This is a genomic window from Curtobacterium sp. MCBD17_019, from assembly GCF_003234555.1.
Taxonomy (GTDB): domain Bacteria; phylum Actinomycetota; class Actinomycetes; order Actinomycetales; family Microbacteriaceae; genus Curtobacterium.
On record NZ_QKTT01000009.1, the window covers coordinates 130411 to 149047 of the forward strand.

Annotated in this window: 16 protein-coding genes; 7 read left to right on the forward strand and 9 right to left on the reverse strand. The window is 70.2% G+C overall.

The genetic code is table 11. The features are described 5' to 3' along the window. Positions 1 to 9 precede the first annotated feature (9 nt). Positions 10 to 1299 carry an MFS transporter gene (locus tag DEI82_RS10360; protein WP_111036700.1) on the reverse strand — a complete coding sequence of 430 codons (1290 nt, stop codon included), beginning with the start codon at positions 1297 to 1299 and terminating at the stop codon, positions 10 to 12. Between the two features lie 117 nt (positions 1300 to 1416). Between DEI82_RS10360 and DEI82_RS16390 the strand changes: the two genes are divergently transcribed. Beyond that, positions 1417 to 1839, forward strand: coding sequence for a helix-turn-helix transcriptional regulator (locus tag DEI82_RS16390; RefSeq protein WP_111026248.1), 423 nt, complete (start codon positions 1417 to 1419; stop codon positions 1837 to 1839). Further along, the gene (locus tag DEI82_RS10370; RefSeq protein WP_375334623.1) at positions 1836 to 3530 is read left to right on the forward strand and encodes a methyltransferase; all 1695 of its coding nucleotides are present in this window, start codon (positions 1836 to 1838) and stop codon (positions 3528 to 3530) included. Before DEI82_RS16390 ends, DEI82_RS10370 begins: the two co-directional genes overlap by 4 nt. A 102-nt stretch (positions 3531 to 3632) precedes the next feature. On the opposite strand, the gene DEI82_RS10375 is transcribed toward DEI82_RS10370, so the two are convergent. After that, positions 3633 to 4496 (reverse strand): NAD(P)-dependent oxidoreductase, encoded by an 864-nt coding sequence (locus DEI82_RS10375; RefSeq protein ID WP_111013161.1) that lies wholly within the window; start codon positions 4494 to 4496, stop codon positions 3633 to 3635. A 555-nt stretch (positions 4497 to 5051) separates the two neighbouring features. Next, complete coding sequence (locus DEI82_RS10380; RefSeq protein ID WP_181435179.1) at positions 5052 to 6080, reverse strand: LLM class flavin-dependent oxidoreductase; 1029 nt, start codon at positions 6078 to 6080, stop codon at positions 5052 to 5054. A 141-nt stretch (positions 6081 to 6221) separates the two neighbouring features. On the opposite strand from DEI82_RS10380, the gene DEI82_RS10385 reads away from it, so the two are divergent. Beyond that, a complete protein-coding gene (locus tag DEI82_RS10385) occupies positions 6222 to 8789 on the forward strand; it encodes an RNA helicase (protein ID WP_111036722.1) in 2568 nt (855 codons plus the stop codon). A 14-nt stretch (positions 8790 to 8803) separates the two neighbouring features. On the opposite strand, the gene DEI82_RS10390 is transcribed toward DEI82_RS10385, so the two are convergent. The 5 genes from DEI82_RS10390 to DEI82_RS10410 all read right to left on the reverse strand — a co-directional run bounded on the left by DEI82_RS10390 (position 8804) and on the right by DEI82_RS10410 (position 13410). Beyond that, positions 8804 to 9697 carry a hypothetical protein gene (locus DEI82_RS10390; RefSeq protein WP_111050013.1) on the reverse strand — a complete coding sequence of 298 codons (894 nt, stop codon included), beginning with the start codon at positions 9695 to 9697 and terminating at the stop codon, positions 8804 to 8806. 138 nt (positions 9698 to 9835) lie between these two features. Beyond that, on the reverse strand, positions 9836 to 10357 hold the full coding sequence (locus DEI82_RS10395; RefSeq protein ID WP_111036702.1) for a ribonuclease H: 522 nt from the start codon (positions 10355 to 10357) through the stop codon (positions 9836 to 9838). An 88-nt stretch (positions 10358 to 10445) separates the two neighbouring features. Continuing rightward, positions 10446 to 11039: a hypothetical protein gene (locus tag DEI82_RS10400; RefSeq protein WP_146242892.1), complete on the reverse strand. Its 594-nt coding sequence runs from the start codon at positions 11037 to 11039 to the stop codon at positions 10446 to 10448. A gap of 53 nt (positions 11040 to 11092) precedes the next feature. Then, positions 11093 to 11926: an aldo/keto reductase gene (locus tag DEI82_RS10405; protein WP_111036723.1), complete on the reverse strand. Its 834-nt coding sequence runs from the start codon at positions 11924 to 11926 to the stop codon at positions 11093 to 11095. Between the two features lie 275 nt (positions 11927 to 12201). Beyond that, positions 12202 to 13410, reverse strand: a complete 1209-nt coding sequence (locus tag DEI82_RS10410) for an MFS transporter (RefSeq protein WP_111036704.1) — start codon at positions 13408 to 13410, stop codon at positions 12202 to 12204. A gap of 578 nt (positions 13411 to 13988) precedes the next feature. On the opposite strand from DEI82_RS10410, the gene nrdH reads away from it, so the two are divergent. From nrdH to nrdF, 4 genes are all read left to right on the forward strand, one after another. After that, the gene (gene nrdH / locus DEI82_RS10415; RefSeq protein ID WP_111010420.1) at positions 13989 to 14222 is read left to right on the forward strand and encodes a glutaredoxin-like protein NrdH; all 234 of its coding nucleotides are present in this window, start codon (positions 13989 to 13991) and stop codon (positions 14220 to 14222) included. Between the two features lie 65 nt (positions 14223 to 14287). Beyond that, positions 14288 to 14704, forward strand: a complete 417-nt coding sequence (gene nrdI, locus DEI82_RS10420) for a class Ib ribonucleoside-diphosphate reductase assembly flavoprotein NrdI (RefSeq protein WP_111010419.1) — start codon at positions 14288 to 14290, stop codon at positions 14702 to 14704. Positions 14705 to 14721: 17 nt separating this feature from the next. Then, positions 14722 to 16827: a class 1b ribonucleoside-diphosphate reductase subunit alpha gene (nrdE, locus tag DEI82_RS10425; RefSeq protein WP_111036705.1), complete on the forward strand. Its 2106-nt coding sequence runs from the start codon at positions 14722 to 14724 to the stop codon at positions 16825 to 16827. A gap of 129 nt (positions 16828 to 16956) precedes the next feature. After that, positions 16957 to 17931, forward strand: a complete 975-nt coding sequence (nrdF, locus tag DEI82_RS10430) for a class 1b ribonucleoside-diphosphate reductase subunit beta (protein WP_111010416.1) — start codon at positions 16957 to 16959, stop codon at positions 17929 to 17931. Between the two features lie 595 nt (positions 17932 to 18526). Here the strand turns inward: nrdF and DEI82_RS10435 are convergent. Then, positions 18527 to 18637 (reverse strand): integrase core domain-containing protein (locus tag DEI82_RS10435; protein WP_146242829.1); only part of this gene is annotated, 111 nt, incomplete at its 5' end.

Here is an 18637-nt window from a genome sequence, read left to right on the forward strand (position 1 = left end):
GGGGTGGCGTCAGACGGTGCGGATCGTCCCCGTCGCGATGCGCTCGACCTCGTCGGCGGCGGCCTGCTCGAGCGCAGCGGTCCGGGGCGACCGGAGCTGGGCCACGAGGGCGACGACCGCCGCGAGCACGACGAACCCGCCGTAGGCGACGCTCACGGGCACGATCCCGACGCTCGGCTCGAACAGCCCCGCGACGACGCTCGGTGCACCGAACGCCAGGTAGCTCGCGACGTAGATCGCCGACAGGAGTCCGGCCCGGTGTGCGGGGGACGCCGTGGCGAGCAGCATCCGCAGCCCTGCCTGGAACCCCGCCCCGAAGCCGACGCCCGCGATCACCGCGCCGACGACGACGCCCACGAGCAGGTGCGCGACGACGAACCCGAGCGTGACGACCGGCCCGACGACGAGCGCCACGAGGCCGAGCACGACCGCGTGACGGGCGTCCATGCGCTGGATGACGACCCCCGTCAGCGCACCAGTACCAGCGAACGCCGCGATGAACCCGCCCGCTGCCACGTGGTCCGTCACGCCGAACACCGCCGGCAGGAGGGACGGCACGATGGACAGGAACATCCCGCCGAGCGCCCAGCTCGACACGAGGGCGCCGACGACGCTGCGGAACAGGCGCTTCGACGACGCCGGGATCCCGAGGGTGGGGCGCAGGGACCGGAGCGCGCCGGGCTGCTTGCGGACGCGTTCCGGCACGACGACGAGGGTGGCCGCCGCGAGCACGAGCAGTGCGCCGAAGACGATGTAGACGAGTTGCTCGGGCAGCGGTGCCCACTCGACGAGCATGCCGCTCGAGAGCGCCCCGACCGCGAGGGCGATGGGCGGGACCGCGCCGTTGAGGACGCCGGCGAGGGCGGGATGCCGTTCGAGTGAGTGATCGAGGAGCGCCGCACCGAGGGCCCCGATGAGCACGCCCACGAAGACGCCCTGCACGATGCGGGCGACGATGAGCATCGCGACCCCGTTCGCGAGCACGAACAGCACCATCGCGGCGACGACACCGAGCGCACCGACCGCGAGCACGGGCTTCCGGCCGACGTGGTCGGACAGCGCGCCGGCGGTCAACAGGCTGACGAGGAGCCCGGCCACGTAGATCGCGAACACCCCGGTGAGCATGAGCGGGCTCAGGTGCCACTCGGCCGCGTACACGGGGTAGATCGGCGAGGGGATGGCCGACGACGCGACGGAGATGAACATCATCGCCGCGACGATCCAGAAGGCGACGACCGAGCGTCGCGGCTGGGTGGACACGGCCTGTCCGTGGTCGCTCGTGCGCTCCGTCGGTGCCATGCCGTTCCTCCTGGTCCTCGGGCTCGCGCCGCGCGGTCGCAGTACGAGCAGACTCGTACTGTACTCCCAGTACGACCCGAGTCGTACTGCCCAGTACTGGGTGGTAGCCTTCCGCGCATGTCAGCAGCCGTCGCCGTCGCCCCCACCCCGGCACCGCTCCTGCCGCAGCCGGACCCGGATGCGATCGCGCTGCCGAGCGTGATGGCGGCGCTCTCGGACCCCATCCGCCTCACCATCCTGCACCGGTACCTCGTCGACGGCGACGGATCCGAGCAGGCCTGTGGATGGGTGGGGATCGACCGGCCGAAGTCGACGCTGACGCACCACTTCCGGGTCCTGCGCGAGGCCGGCCTGCTCGAGCAGCGTCAGGACGGCCTCGAGCGACGCAGCCGCGTCCGGACCGAGGTCATCGCCGCGCGGTTCCCCGGCGTGCTCGACCTCGTCCGCACGTGGCAGGTCCCGCCCGCCGTGCTCCTCGAGGACCTGCCGCCGCTGCCCGCACCGCGCACCGCCGGCGCGCACACCCCGGCTCGCGCGTGACGACGCAGCACGCCCCCGAACTCGCCCCGGCGCCCGCCCGCCGGATCGTCCCCGACGCCGCACTCGCCCGTGCGCTCGCCGAGGACCTGCGCGACGCGGGGTACACCGTCGACGCCGTGGACGCGCTCTGGGGCACGGACGCCGCGGCCGCCCTGCACCGTGGCGACCGCGTCCCCGCGCTCCGGGCCCTGGACGCACGGCGACGCGCCGGCATGACGACCGGTGCCACGAACGACAGCGCGGACGACCGGGCACCGACCGCCACCGCGCCCGCCGCCACAGCGCCGACCGCCACCGCCACGCTCGCCACGTGCTTCGTGCTCGGCGTCGCCGTGCCCCGGACCGACGCGGACGCGGCCCTGCCCACCGCCGGCGTCGAGGCGCTCGCCGCCGCGGGCCTCCTGCGCCTCGTGGGCGACCACGTCGTCCCGGCGGTCGACCTCCGGCCCTACGCCTTCGTCGACGACGCCGGCGCGGGCAGCTGGTGGATCCTGTCCGACCTCGGCGAGGCCGCCCTCGGCGGGCCGCTCGGCGAGGACCACGTGCTCGGCGTCGGTGGTGCCACGATGACCCTGAGCGGCCTCATGGTGCCCGTCCCCGTCCGTCGCGTGCTCGACCTCGGCACGGGCTGCGGGATCCAGGCGATGCACGCGCGTCGCCACGCGGACCAGGTCGTGGCGACCGACATCTCGGAGCGGGCCCTCGCGATCGCGCGGTTCAACGCCGACCTCAACGGGCTCGACGGCATCGAGTTCCGCCTCGGGTCCCTGTTCGAGCCCGTCGCGGGAGAGCGGTTCGACCGCATCGTGTCGAATCCGCCGTTCGTCATCACACCCCGGCGCGACGACGTCCCCTCGTACGAGTACCGCGACGGCGGCATGGTGGGCGACGGCCTCGTCGAGACCGTCCTGCGCGGAGTCGCCGAGCACCTCGAGCCGGGAGGCACGGCGCAGCTCCTCGGGAACTGGGAGTACCGATGGGGTCGGGACGGGCTCGACCGTGTCCGCGGCTGGTTCGACGACACCGCGTCGGCGCGCGACGTCGACGTCTGGGTCGTCGAGCGCGAGCAGCAGGACCCCGCCCGCTACGCCGAGACCTGGATCCGCGACGGCGGCACGCGACCCGGCACTCCCGCCCACGACCGACTCGTCGACGCCTGGCTCGACGACTTCGCCGCCCGACACGTCACCGCCGTCGGGTTCGGCTACGTCGTCGTCCGCCGACCGGACCCCGTGGCGGAGGCGAGCGGCGCGCCGAGCGGCGGTCGAGCCTCCCGGCTGCGGCGCTTCGAACGGATCGCGGACGCGCTCGGCAGCAACCCGACCGGCCTCGGCGCCGCCGTCGCACGGACGCTCGACGCCGTCGCGTGGTCGCGCGGGCACGACGACGAGGCCCTCGGGCGCGCGCACCTCGTGGTCGCCGGCGACGTGACGGAGGAGCGCCACTACTGGCCGGGCAACGACGACCCGACCGTGATCACCCTCGTGCAGGGCGGCGGGTTCGCGCGGCGCGTGGACGCCGACACCGCGCTCGCCGCGTTCGTCGGTGCCTGCGACGGGGACCTGTCGGTGCGGGCGATCATCGAGGCGATCGCGGACCTCACCGGCGTCGGGGCCGAGGACCTCGCCGCCGATCTGCTGCCGCGCGTCCGTGCCCTGCTGCAGGACGGCCTCCTGCGCCCGCCCGCCTGACCTGCTCGGTCCCGCTCGTCCCGCCCCCCACCGCCGAGATCGCAGTCGTCGCCGTTCCGACGGTGGTCAGAACGGCGACGAGTGCGATCTCGTGGAACCGGCTCAGCGGCCGTCGCGCCAGCTGTACTGCGGGTCGTAGCCGATGAGCTCGCGGGCCTTGTCCGACGACAGGAGCGAGCTGACGCCGTCGATCGCGCTCTTCCGGGGGATGTCGGGGACGAACCGCTCGACGAGTTCGATCGTCGGCGTCGTCATGACGGTGTCCGGCGAGGCGATGATGAACGCCTCGAACCCGGTGAGGTCGCTCTCGACTGCCTTGCGAACGGCCTGGGCGCCGTCACGCGAGTCGATGTAGGACCACAGGTTGAAGATCTTCGCCTCGGGCTGCTCGTCCCACGGGTACGCGGGGTAGTCGGTCTCGTCCATGACGTTCGAGAACCGCAGGCCGATCATCTTGAGGGTCGGGTCCCAGCGGGTGAAGTGCCGCGCCATCTCCTCCTCCACGGCCTTGCCCAGCGAGTACGAGGACTGCGGGCGGACGGCGAACTCCTCGTCGACCGGCAGGTACGGCGGCTGGTGCTCGCCCATGGGGATCCCGAGCAGCGTCTCGCTCGACGCCCACACGACGTTCTTGATCCCCGCTGCCTTGGCCGCGTGGAACACGTTGATCGACGCCGTCACGTTGTTCGTGATGAGGGCGACGTCGGGCACGAGGCCCGGCGCCGGGATCGCGGCGAGGTGGACGACGGCGTCGACGGGAGTGTCGTACCGGTCGTCGAGCCCGATGAACGCGCCGAGCACCTGCCCGTAGTCGGTCAGGTCGGTGCGGACGAACGCGACGCCCTCGGGCTTGTCCGGGGACGGCACCCGGTCGAGCAGGACCACGTCGTAGCCGTGCGCGTCGAACTCGCGCACCACGGCCCTCCCGAGCTTGCCGCTGCCACCGGTCACCACTACGCGCGTCATCGCGCCTCCTCGTCGTCGAGTCCCACCGGGCATGGAGCCCGGTCGCGGCCCCAGGCCGCCCGTCCAATCATGCCCGGTCCTGCGCATTCCGGCTCCACCCGGGGAATCGGCCGCGTGATCTGGCTTTCGATGCGGTCGTATCAGTAACATGCACCTCGGTGGACACGGCTGGTTACCGTGACGCCCGCACCGTACGTGGTCGTTCGGAGCGCGCCGCAGCCTCCTGATCCGGCTGTCGGTGCCCCATCGGCTTCGGTGTGTCGATGCGCCCTCGTGGTCTCCACGAGGGCGCATCGTCGTGTTCGGGCCGCGGAGCGACGGAGAACAGCCAGGATGCGTACTGTTCCGCGATCGGACTGTTGACGGGTGACAAACGCACAGCGCGATGCGATCATGGACGCACCATCCCGTTCGGATCAGGGCCGGGATGGGCGCCTCGGCGGGGGAGGGGTCCTCACCACGCCGCCTCTCCCGCCGAGGTCAACCCCGGCGAGTGGCATTCCCTGATCGCCGGACGGTCCTGGTCCCCGTCGCCGGGTCGGGCGTCCGCGTCGCTCAGTCGGCGGGCGTCCAGCCCAGGTGCGGCGCGATCCGGTCGGCGACGAGCGACAGGATCCGACGATGGGACGCGGCGTCGCCGTTGGCGGGCAGCGTGATCACGAGCTGGTCGGTCGCGGCGACCGCGGGGTCCCCGAGCAGCGCCTCCACGATCCGCTCCGGTTCGCCGGCCAGCACCTTGCTGAACCGGAACGGCGGGGTGCCGGAGCGCGGTCGACCCTCGTCGTCCATGCCCGCTGCGTAGCTCTCGATGAACTCGCGGTGCGTGACGGCGTCGGCGTCGGTCTCGAACGGCACGACGATCCGACCGATCGCGACCCGGCCGGTCCGACCCGGGTGCGCCTCCGCCAGGCGTTCGCGGTACGCGACGATCTGCGCGGCCTGGGCGTCCGCGAACGGCGCCCCGGTGTCCTCGGTGTTGAGCGTCGACAGATGGAGGTCGAGCCCCCGCTCCGCGGTGCGCACCGCCGTGCCCGTGCTGCCGCCGCCCCACCACACGCGATCGAGCACACCGGCGCTGCGCGGCTCGACGACCAGGTCCTTGCCCGCCGGGATGCTCTCGTACCCGCCGCCGCTCGTGCCGAGGGCGTCGCCGCGGAGGGCCTCGAGGAGCCGCGCCGCGCGGGCCTCCGCTTCCTCGCGGAACGGACGGTCGACCGCGCCGAACAGCGGATCGAGCACCGGCCCGGACTGCGGGATCCCCGTGCTGATGCCGAGCTCGACGCGGCCACCGCTCAGGAGGTCCACGGTGGCGACGTCCTCGGCGAGCCGGATGGGGTCCTCGTACCGCATGCCGAGCACGGCGGTGCCGAAGCCGATGCGACGGGTGCGTTGTGCCGCCGCCGCGAAGAACGTCATCGGGCTCGTCAGGAACGGCTCGAAGTGCCGGCCGCGGACCCAGCCCGTGGCGTATCCGAGTCCCTCCGCGTGCTCGAACAGCTGCAGGCCGTCCTCGAGCGCGGCGGCCGCCCCTGCGGGTCCGCCGTGGTTCGGGACGAAGGACAGGAACCCGAGTTCGCGCAGCACGGACCCGAGCCTAACCCGTCCGGTCGTTGCGTTCGCATGGAAATGCGCGCGATCGGTTCGGCCGGACCGCACCCCGGTCGACGACGCTCGCGACGCTGGTGGCCGCCCGCCCCAGGCGGGATGCGGGAGGATCGACCCACCATGACCGACGTCACCGCCCCGGCACCCCTGCTCACCGCGCTCCCGCCGGCCGGTGACCCCGACGCCGTCTACGCCGCCTTCGCGGAGTGGGCCGAGTCCACCGGCCGTCCGCTCTACCCCGCGCAGGACGAAGCGCTCATCGAACTCGTCTCCGGCGCGAACGTCGTGCTGAGCACCCCCACCGGGACCGGCAAGTCGCTCGTCGCCGCCGGCGCGCACTTCGCCGCGCTCGCCGAGGGCAAGCGGTCGTACTACACCGCCCCGATCAAGGCGCTCGTGTCCGAGAAGTTCTTCCAGCTCGTCGACCTGTTCGGCCCCGAGAACGTCGGCATGGTCACGGGCGACTCCTCGGTGAACGCCGACGCCCCGATCATCTGCTGCACCGCCGAGATCCTCGCGAACACCGCGCTCCGGCAGGGCCCCGACGCCGACGTCGACGTGGTCGTGATGGACGAGTTCCACTTCTACGGCGAGCCCGACCGCGGCTGGGCGTGGCAGGTCCCACTGCTCGTCCTGCACCGTGCGCAGTTCCTGCTCATGTCCGCCACGCTCGGTGACATCGAGGCGATCGCCGAGGACCTGTCCCGGAGGACCGGCCGCGTCACCGCGCGCGTCACCGGGGTGTCCCGCCCGGTGCCGCTCGACTACGAGTACGTCATGACGCCCGTGCAGGAGACCGTCGAGGCGCTCCTGTCGGACGGCAAGGCGCCCGTCTACATCGTGCACTTCGCCCAGGCCGCGGCGCTCGAACGCGCCCAGTCCCTGACGAGCATCACGGTCGCCTCGCGCGAACGCCGTGACGAGATCGCCGCCGCCATCGGCGGCTTCCGGTTCAGCGCCGGGTTCGGCCAGACCCTGTCCCGCCTCATCCGCGCGGGCATCGGGGTGCACCACGCGGGGATGCTCCCGAAGTACCGGCGACTCGTCGAACAGCTCGCGCAGCGGGGCCTCCTGCCCGTCATCTGCGGCACCGACACCCTGGGCGTCGGCATCAACGTGCCCATCCGGTCGGTGCTGTTCACCGGCCTGACGAAGTTCGACGGCACGAAGATGCGACAACTCAGCGCGCGGGAGTTCCACCAGATCGCCGGTCGCGCGGGACGAGCCGGGTACGACACCGAGGGCACGGTCGTCGCCGAGGCGCCCGAGCACGACATCGAGAACGCCCGTGCCCTCGCCAAGGCCGGTGACGACCCGAAGAAGAAGAACAAGGTCAAGCGCAAGAAGGCCCCCGACGGGTTCGTGTCCTGGGGTGAGGCGTCGTTCCAGCGGCTCATCGCCGCCGAGCCCGAACCGCTCGCGTCCCGGATGCGCATCACGCATGCGATGGTGCTCGCGGTGGTCGGTCGCGGTGGCGACGTGTTCGGCGCCGTGCGCGACCTCGTGTTCGCGAACCACGAGCCTCCTGCCCGTCAGTTCGCGCTCGCGCGCCGCGCGCTCACGATCGCGCGGACGCTGCTCACCGCCGGCGTCATCGAGCGGGTGCCGGCCGGGAGGCCCGGGGAGCCCCCGACGGTCCGGCTCACCGTCGACCTGCAGCCGAACTTCGCCCTGAACCAGCCCCTGTCGCCGTTCGCGCTCGCCGCGTTCGAGCTGCTCGACCCCGAGTCGCCGACGTACGCCCTCGACATGGTGTCCATCGTCGAGTCCACGCTCGACGACCCTCGTGCGATCCTCGGCGCCCAGCAGTTCAAGGAACGCGGCGAGGCCGTCGCCGCCATGAAGCGTGAGGGCATCGAGTACGAGGAGCGCATGGAGCTCCTCGAGGACGTCACCCACCCGCGGCCGCTCGCGGAGCTCCTCGAAGCCGCGTACGAGGCGTACGGCCGGGAACAGCCGTGGGTGCTCGACTTCGCCCTGTCCCCGAAGTCCGTCGTCCGCGACATGTTCGAACGCGCCATGACCTTCGGCGACTACGTCCGCTTCTACGGCCTCTCGCGCTCCGAGGGGCTCGTCCTCCGGTACCTCTCCGACGCCTACCGCGCGCTGCGGCAGACGATCCCGACCGAGATGCGGACGGACGAGCTCACCGACATCGTGGAGTGGCTCGGCGAACTCGTGCGGCAGGTGGACTCCTCGCTCGTCGACGAATGGGAGGCCATGGTCGCCCCGCACCTCGTCGGGGACGCGCCCGAAGCGGAGATCGCCCCGCCCGCGCCGAACCGCTTGACGACGAACACCCGGGCATTCCGGGTGCTCGTGCGGAACGAACTGTTCCGGCGCGTGCAGCTCGCCGCGCTCGACGACGCCGAGGCCCTGGGGGAGCTCGACGCCGCCGCCGGCCACGACTGGCGTGCGTGGGACGCCGTGCTCGAGGAGTACTACGCGGAGCACGACAGCATCGGCACCGACGCCGACGCACGCTCCATGCGGTACCTCGTGCTCGACGAAGCGGGGCCCGGGCGGACCTGGCGGGCGCGGCAGATCTTCGCCGACCCCGAGGGTGACAACGACTTCGGGATCGTCGCGAGCGTCGACCTCGACGCGTCGGACGAGGCCGGGGAGGCCGTTGTCCGCGTCACCGAGATCGGCCGGTTCGACGGCTGGACCGAGGTCGACGTCGACTGAGGTCCGTCCGGCGGTCAGCCCTGCGAGGGGGAGACCGCGTCCGACCGGCCGTTCGGGTCGAGGTTGAGCAGGTCGCCTTCGTCGAGCCAGTCCCGCTCGTGGAACCCGCTCTGCGGATTGAGCCACCGCAGTTGCGCGAGCGTGATCCCGAGGCGCTTCGCCACGGTCACCGCGCGGTCCCCGTGCGCGACGAAGTACTGCACCGGCTTGCCCGTGGCGTCCCGGACGATCGTGCCGTAGGCGTACGGGACCGCCGCTGCGATCGTGCCGATGTGGAACCCGGGGTACGGGGACGGCACGTGCCAGGTCAGGGGCGCGGCGGCGAGGACGTGGTTCGCCCACGACGGGATCGTGTTCGCGGCCGCCTCGGCGTCGGTGTTCAGGGGGACGAGCACCACGCTCCGGAGGAAGCTCGGGTCGTTCCCGGCCTCGGACAGGTCGTCCACGGTCGGCGGTTGTCCACCGGCGCCCCACTGGACCAGACCGATCGACGCGAGGTCGTAGCCGTCCCCCTGGTGCGCCACGCTCGGGCGGAACTCGAGCGACATCGGCTGGGACACCGTCGTCCGGAACCCCGACAGCTCGGCGGTGAACGTGCCGTCACCGTCCGAGACCACGCGCACGTGTGCGGATGTGTCGCCACTGGGCGACGTGACGTCCGTCTCGGCGACCACCGTGCCGCGCGGGAGGGACGCGGGCTCGTGCTCGTCCACCGTGGTGTCGGGAGCCGTCGTCGTGCCTGCCGCTGGCTGTGACGGGTTCGCCGACGCGTGCGGACCGTGCGCATGTGGATCGTGCGGGTGGGGTCCTGGCGCTGCCCCGTGACCGGCACCGAACACACTGCAGCCGGCGAGCGCGAACGCCGCCAGCGCCGTGACGGCAACGCCGCCGATCGCACGAGTCCCCATGGCTCCCCCCGTCAGCCGGAGCCTAACGGCTCGCGCGCGACCGGGACAACCGGCGAACGGAGGGCGCATCGCGGTCCTGACGTGGAGGGGCGGATCGCGGTCCGTCGTCCCGGTGGCGAGGCCGCCCCGGGTCGCCCCTCAGAAGAGCGTCGCGGGCGGCGTGGCCTCGGGGAACGGGGCGGGGTCGGTGACCTCGACCCCGGGCCACCCCGGCCCGTGCGGGACCTCGGACCGACGCTGGTAGGCGGTCGCCGCGGCTCGGGCGCGAGTGTCGGCGGCCTCGTTCATCTCGTGGCCCACGTGCCCCCGGACCCACTCGAACGTGACCTTGCGGCCCTGCAGTTCGGCGTCGAGCTCCTTGATGATCTCGACGTTGAGCACCGGCTTGCCGTCGGCCTTGCGCCAGCCCTTGCGCTTCCAGCCGGCGAGCCACTCGGTGCAGGCCTTGATGGCGTACTGGCTGTCGCACAGGATGTGCAGCGGCTCGCCCGTGGCCTTGGTGGCACGCAGCAGCTGGAGCACGGCGGTCAGTTCGCCCTGGTTGTTCGTGGCGCTCGGCCATCCGCCCGCGGCCCACCGGTCGTCGTCCACGTACCAGGCCCAGCCGGCGGGGCCGGGGTTGCCGAGGGCGGAGCCGTCAGCGGCGGCGACGATCGTCACGGGACCTCCAGGTGCTAGCGAGTGCCGGACCACGGTACCCGACCTCGGCGGCGTGCCCCGGGCCTCCCGGCCGGCCTGTGGATGACGATCAGGCGGGGCCGCGCTCGGCGGTGCGCAGCGCGGCAACGAGCGCGTCGCCGTCCGCGACGTCCCAGAACGCGAGCTCCTGCGGGCCGAACAGGCCGTCGAGCCCGGTGTTCCGGTAGACCTGTGCGTTCACCGCTCGGTTGCCGAACGTGCCTCCGGCGACGACGCTCGTCCACTCGACGCTGCAGTGCCTCCGGTCGCGGGACCACGACGTGGTGTGGTCCGTGCGACGGACCGGGGTCTCACGCGTCCGGCCCGCAGCCGTGACCAGCACTCGACGGTCCGTGATCGCGTATGCCGTGACCCGCTTGCGGTGCCGCTTGACGACGAACCGTCCGAGCAGCATGTGCAGTCCCACCAGGGCGAAGACCCCGCCGAAGAGGACGAAGAACCACGGGGCGCCGGACGACACCGCCGTTGCGAGCCAGAACGCGACGAACGCACACCAGATGATGCTGAAGGGCACGAGGAACGCATCGCGCCCGGTGAACAGGACCGACGGGTCCCCGCGACCGCTCCAGAGCAGGTGCTCGCCGGGTTCGAGCTCGCGCGTCACCTGGTCGCGGGCACTCGGATCATCGCGAGGATCGGTCACGACGACGACGCTACGGGTCCGGGGGACGGCCTGCCCGCGGGATGAGTGAGCGCTCAGGCGACGCGGTCCGGGTGCGACCCGATGCGCTCCCCGTTCTCGAGCGCCGCGATCGCCGCCATCTCCTCGTCGTCGAGTCCGAACCGGCCGACGTCGATGTTCGACGCGATGCGCGCCGGCGTGACGGACTTCGGCAGGACCACGACCTCCTGCTGCAGGTTCCAGCGCACGAGCACCTGCGCGACGGACACGTCGTGCTCGGCCGCGATGCGCGCCAAGGTCGGTTCGTCCACCAGGCGTCCGCGGCCGAGCGGCGACCAGGCCTCCGTGACGATCCCGTGCCGCGCGTGGAAGGCCATGAGCTCCGTCTGCGGCAGCCACGGGTGCCGCTCGACCTGGTTCACCGCCGGGAGCACGTCCGTCTCGTCGAGGAGCCGCTGCAGGTGCTCGACCTGGAAGTTCGAGACGCCGATCGAGGTCGCGCGCCCCTCGGTCCGGATCCGCTCGAGCGCCCGCCAGGTGTCGACGTAGCGGTCGTTCGCCGCCGCCGGCCAGTGGATGAGGTACAGGTCCACCCGATCGAGCTCCAACCGGTCGAGCGATGCGTCGAACGCCCGCATCGTCGCGTCGAACCCCTGGTTCGTGTTCCACACCTTCGTCGTGACGAACACCTCGTCGCGGTCGACCTCTGCGGTCCGGAGGGCCCGGCCGACCCCGGCTTCGTTGCCGTACATCTCGGCCGTGTCGACGTGCCGGTAGCCGACGTGCAGGGCCTCACGCACGGCACGCTCGGCCTCGTCGTCGGAGACCTTGTACACGCCGAGACCGACGGCGGGGATGGTGTTGCCGTCGAGCAGGGCGACGGTGGGGACGGTTGCGGGATCGACCATGCGGTCCATGGTGCCCGCGACGCCGTCCGCTGGTTCCGCTGGTACCCCTGGCCTCCTGCTGGTGCCGCTGGTGCCGCTGGTGTCCTTGGCCTCCCGTTGGTCTTCGACATCCCCGCTGTCGGACGACGCCCGCGACGTCGGTTCATGCGGGCGCGCAGATGCTCGTGGATACGACGACATCCCCCCTGTCCGACGACGCCCGCGGTGTCGAGGACAGGCGGGCCAGCGGGGAGTGGGGCCAGCGGGTGGCCCGGGCAGGCCGCGTGCGGGCGGGCTCAGGTCGTGGGCAGATCGACCGGCTCGGTGTCCGGGATCGGGGATGCGTCCCGCCCACGGAGGTCGGGCAACCACCGCCGGGCGAACAGCGGCACGAGCACCCCGACGAAGGCCGTGACCGCGCCGACCGCCAAGCCGCCGACGGCACCGTGCGCGTCGATGAGGAAGCCGGCCACCGCGGACCCGAGCGCGGCGCCGATGAGCTGCCCGGTCCCCATCCAGCCGTAGGCCTCGGCCGTGTCGCTGAACTTGACGGTCGACGACACCGAGCCGAACATGACCGCGAGTGCGGGGGCGATGCCGCCGCCGGCGATGAGCAGGGTCAGGCACAGCCACCAGAAACTCGGGTGGACCGTCGTGAGGACGAGCCCCACGAAGACGATGACCATCCGGATCCACAGTCCGTTCGGCGCGATCGGACGGTGCCCGAACGCCAGCCCACCGCCGAGCGACCCGATCGCGAACAGGGCCAGCACGATGCCCGCGTTCGGGCTGCCGTCACCGAACGCGCTCGTCACGCCGGCCTCCACCGCCGCGCACGCGCCGATGAGCAGGAACCCGGTGAACGTGGCGACGAGCACCGACGGGCGACGGAGCACCGTGCCGAACGCGCGCTTCGAGCGGGGGATGCGCACGCGGCCGACCTCGGGAGACGCGATGAACCAGATGCCGCCGACGACGAGGAACGCGATGGCGATCACGATCGCGAGCACGGTGCTGATCTGCGTCGCGACGAACGTCGTGATGACGGGGCCGGCCACCCAGATGAGCTCCTGCGCCGACGCGTCGAGCGAGAACAGCGGGGTCAGCTGCGCCGACGTCACCATCTTCGGGTAGATCGTCCGCACGGCCGGTTGCACGGGCGGCACGGCGAGACCGCCGACGAACCCGACGAGCATGTACAGCGGAACGGGCATGACGACGAACGCGACGGCGGCCATGCTCACCGCGCAGACCGAGGTCGTGAGGATGAGCACCGGCCGCATGCCCCACTGGCCCATCCACCGGCTGGTGAGCGGACCGGCGATGGCCTGTCCGATGCTCGAGGCGGCCAGGACGAGCCCAGCGGCGCCGTAGGAGTGCGCCACGCGCTCGACGTGGAGCAGGTACGCGAGCGACAGCATCCCGAAGGGGAACCGGGCGGTCAGCTGTGCCGCGATGACGCGGCCGACCCCCGGAGTCCGCAGCAGGTTCCCGTACGCGCTCACCGTCCTCAGTGTACGGACGCGACGGTGCCGGCCGGGAGGGTCGACACGCGCCGTGGAGGGCGGCCCGCCGTCCACAGATGGCCGGTCGCGCACCTCCCGGGGGCGACGACCGGCGGGGCCTCGGACGGTCGTCGGTTGCCACGTCGGAGCCTCCGTCCGCCACCTCCACAACGGGGGAGGGGGCATTGCCCAGGACCCGACGCGCGACACGCCGAACCGCGAATCCCACACCCTGTGGAACATGCCCTCCACCGTTGTGCACAGATGTCGGTGGCCGGGCGGAGACTGGCGGAAATCCGGGCCTCCGATGGGCTCCACCGGAATGCCCCACCTGTGGGGACTGTTGTGGAGAACTACACGGGTGTAACACTTCCTCTTGTGGTCGACTCCGGTGTCGGACACAAGATGTAGTATCGACCAGCCGGGACAGACCGGCCCCTCACGGGGCCGGAACGCCCCTCACCGGGGCCATCACGGACCGGCCGTCCGGACCAGGATCCGGGCCCACACGCACCAGTAGCAGCACACCGAGAACCACCGCCGGACAGCCCGTCCGGGACACCACCTCTGGGGAGATCATGGCCGTCACCGTCTACACCAAGCCGTCCTGCGTCCAGTGCACGGCGACGTACCGCGCGCTCGACAACAAGGGCATCGAGTACGAGGTCCACGACGTCTCCTCCGACCCCGCCGCGCTCGAGCACGTCAAGAGCCTCGGTTACCTCCAGGCGCCGGTCGTCGTGACCGACGACGACCACTGGTCGGGCTTCCGTCCCGACAAGATCGCCGGCCTCGTCGCCGAGATCGGCTGACCCACCGCACCCACCTGCAGGGCACCGCGCCCGCTCCTCGCCCGTCCACTCGTCGGAGGCGCGTCATGAGCCAGCTCGTGTACTTCTCGAGCGTCTCGGGCAACACGGCGCGGTTCGTCGACAAGCTCGGACGCCCGGCCGTCCGCATCCCGTTGTTCGCCAAGGAGCCCCCGCTCCGCGTCGACGAGCCGTACGTGCTCGTCCTGCCGACGTACGGCGGTGGCAACGGGCGCGGCGCGGTGCCCAAGCAGGTCATCTCCTTCCTCAACGACGAACACAACCGGTCGTTGATCCGCGGCGTCATCGTCGGCGGGAACACCAACTTCGGCGACGCCTACGGACTCGCCGGCGACATCGTGGCCGCCAAGTGCCACGTGCCCGTGCTCTATCGATTCGAACTCTTCGGGACCCCTGACGACGTGCAGGCGGTCAACTCAGGATTGGATGCATTTTGGACGCAGCAGTTGCAGACGTCGATCTGACGTCGCCCGCGACGGGGATGGACTACCACGCCCTGAACGCCATGCTCAACCTCTACGGTCCGAGCGGCGAGATCCAGTTCGACAAGGACCGCGAGGCCGCCAAGCAGTACTTCCTGCAGCACGTCAACCAGAACACGGTCTTCTTCCACAACCTCAAGGAGCGTCTCGACTACCTGGTCGAGAACGACTACTACGAGCAGGCCGTGATCGACCAGTACTCGCTCGAGTTCATCCAGCGGCTCAACGACCTCGCCTACTCCAAGAAGTTCCGGTTCCAGACCTTCCTCGGGGCGTTCAAGTACTACACGAGCTACACGCTCAAGACCTTCGACGGCAAGCGGTACCTCGAGCGCTTCGAGGACCGCGTCGTCATGACCGCGCTCGGGCTCGCCCACGGTGACGAGGACCTCGCGGTGAACCTCGTCGAGGAGATCATCGGCGGCCGGTTCCAGCCGGCGACCCCGACGTTCCTCAACACCGGCAAGGCCCAGCGCGGCGAGCTCGTCTCCTGCTTCCTCCTCCGCATCGAGGACAACATGGAGTCGATCTCGCGCGGCATCAACTCCGCCCTCCAGCTGTCCAAGCGCGGCGGCGGTGTCGCCCTGCTGCTCTCGAACATCCGCGAGGCCGGCGCCCCGATCAAGCAGATCGAGAACCAGTCGTCCGGGATCATCCCCGTGATGAAGCTCCTCGAGGACTCGTTCTCGTACGCGAACCAGCTCGGTGCCCGTCAGGGTGCGGGCGCGGTGTACCTGTCGGCGCACCACCCCGACATCATGCGGTTCCTCGACACCAAGCGTGAGAACGCCGACGAGAAGATCCGCATCAAGACGCTGTCGCTCGGTGTCGTCGTGCCGGACATCACCTTCGAGCTCGCCAAGAACAACGAGGACATGTACCTGTTCTCGCCCTACGACGTCGAGCGCGTCTACGGCATCCCGTTCGGCGACGTCCCGATGACCGAGAAGTACCGCGAGATGGTCGACGACCCGCGGATCAAGAAGACCAAGATCAAGGCGCGCGACTTCTTCCAGACGATCGCCGAGATCCAGTTCGAGTCGGGCTACCCGTACATCGTGTTCGAGGACACGGTGAACAAGGCCAACCCGATCAAGGGCCGGATCAACATGTCGAACCTGTGCTCGGAGATCCTCCAGGTCAACACCCCGACGACCTACAACGAGGACTTGTCGTACAACACGATCGGCAAGGACATCTCCTGCAACCTCGGGTCGCTCAACATCGCGCTGACGATGGACTCGCCCGACTTCGGCAAGACCATCGAGACCGCGATCCGTGGCCTCACCGCCGTGTCGCAGCAGTCGCACATCCGCTCGGTCCGCTCGATCGAGGACGGCAACGACAAGTCGCACGCGATCGGCCTCGGGCAGATGAACCTGCACGGCTACCTCGCCCGTGAGCGCGTCCACTACGGCAGCGACGAGGGCATCGACTTCACGAACATCTACTTCTACACGGTGCTGTACCACGCACTGCGGGCGTCGAACACGATCGCGATCGAGCAGGGCACCGCGTTCGAGGGCTTCGCCGACTCGAAGTACGCGTCGGGCGAGTTCTTCGACAAGTACACCGAGCAGGCGTGGGTCCCCGCGACCGCTCGGGTGCAGGCGCTGTTCGACGACGCCGGCATCCACATCCCGACCCAGGCCGACTGGGCCGCGCTCAAGGCCTCGGTCCAGGAGTACGGCATCTACAACCAGAACCTGCAGGCCGTGCCGCCGACGGGATCGATCTCGTACATCAACCACTCGACGTCGTCGATCCACCCGATCGCGTCGAAGATCGAGATCCGCAAGGAAGGCAAGCTCGGTCGCGTCTACTACCCGGCGCCGTTCATGACGAACGACAACCTGGAGTACTACACGGACGCGTACGAGATCGGCCCCGAGAAGATCATCGACACGTACGCGGCGGCGACGCAGCACGTGGACCAGGGCCTGTCGCTCACGCTGTTCTTCAAGGACACCGCGACCACGCGCGACATCAACAAGGCGCAGATCTACGCGTGGCGCAAGGGGATCAAGACGATCTACTACATTCGCCTCCGTCAGCTCGCGCTCGAGGGCACCGAGGTCGAGGGCTGCGTCAGCTGCATGCTGTAGCCGCCGGTCGCTGATCGCGACCACCTCCGGTCTGGAGGGACGGTGCCAGCCCGCACCGTCCCTCCAGACCGGCTCCCACCACCACATCCCATCCGCGCATCCCCACAACCCCCGAACGAGGAACCCACGTTGGTCGAGAAGCTGAAGCTCATCGATTCGGTCCAGGCCATCAACTGGAACCGCATCCAGGACGACAAGGACGTCGAGGTCTGGAACCGCCTCGTCAACAACTTCTGGCTGCCCGAGAAGGTGCCGCTGTCGAACGACGTGCAGTCGTGGAACACGCTCACGCCCGAGGAGCAGACGCTGACCATGCGCGTGTTCACCGGCCTGACGCTGCTCGACACCATCCAGGGCACGGTCGGCGCGGTCTCGCTGATCCCCGATGCGCTCACCCCGCACGAGGAAGCCGTCTACACGAACATCGCGTTCATGGAGTCGGTGCACGCCAAGAGCTACTCGTCGATCTTCTCGACCCTCGCGTCGACGCCCGAGATCGACGAGGCCTTCCGCTGGTCGGTGGAGAACCCGAACCTGCAGAAGAAGGCGTCCATCGTGATGGACTACTACAAGGGCGACGAGCCGCTCAAGCGCAAGGTCGCGTCGACCCTGCTCGAGTCGTTCCTGTTCTACTCGGGCTTCTACCTGCCGATGCACTGGTCGTCGCGCGCGAAGCTGACGAACACGGCCGACCTGGTCCGCCTGATCATCCGCGACGAGGCCGTGCACGGGTACTACATCGGCTACAAGTTCCAGAAGGGGCTCGAGCTCGTCACCGAGGCCGAGCGGCAGGACCTGAAGGACTACACGTTCTCGTTGCTCTACGAGCTCTACGACAACGAGGCGCAGTACACGCAGGACCTCTACGACGGCGTCGGCCTGACCGAGGACGTCAAGAAGTTCCTGCACTACAACGCCAACAAGGCGCTCATGAACCTGGGCTACGAGCCGATGTTCCCGAAGAACATCACCGACGTGAACCCGGCCATCCTCTCGGCCCTGTCGCCGAACGCCGACGAGAACCACGACTTCTTCTCGGGGTCGGGTTCGTCGTACGTCATCGGCAAGGCCGTGAACACTGAGGACGAGGACTGGGACTTCTGATCCCGAGCGCTCGCTGATCCGGCGGCGTCAGCGCCCCGCCGCTCCGAGCCCGAGTGTTGGATGGCACCCATCATCGGGTATTTGCACCAAACGTTGTAAATCGCCGCTCGTGGCACAACCGACTCTGGGTGACGTCATCCGAGATCGGGCGTAGGCAGCCGGCGAGCTCGAGCCAGGAGCACAGCGTCCTGCGGGCTGAGGGGAGAACGCACGTGGTGGTCGCGACGGTACAGCGCTGCGCGGCTCCTTGGTACTCGGACGCTCTCGAGGGGTCGGCACACGATCACGGTGGCACCCCACGGAATGTTCTCGCGGTTCGTCGATAAGCCTTGGGCCGCCCTTGTCGTCCGCCAGCTAACTTGTCCGACTGCCACTCAACGTGTCTGAAATACAAAGACGGACACGTTGTTTGGCAGCGCGGGCGGCGCACGTCCATAACGGGTCGGCCAAGCCTTCATTCGTCGCGAGGCGTCCGAATGGCGTGCGCCAACTGCAAAAGGTCGCGGACCACCTATGTGAGACGGGGCACGCCTTGGACTAGGGCGGCAGGAGTCGGGGCCACCTGTAAACATCAGGACGGCCACTGGAGGACCGGCTAGTTGTACTGCCCAGGGAGGTTGGTCAACCGAGTGATCGGTGACCGGTTCCCGATGGCGGTGTGGGGCCGGTGGTGATTGTAGTGATGCAGCCATGCCGGGAGGGCGTT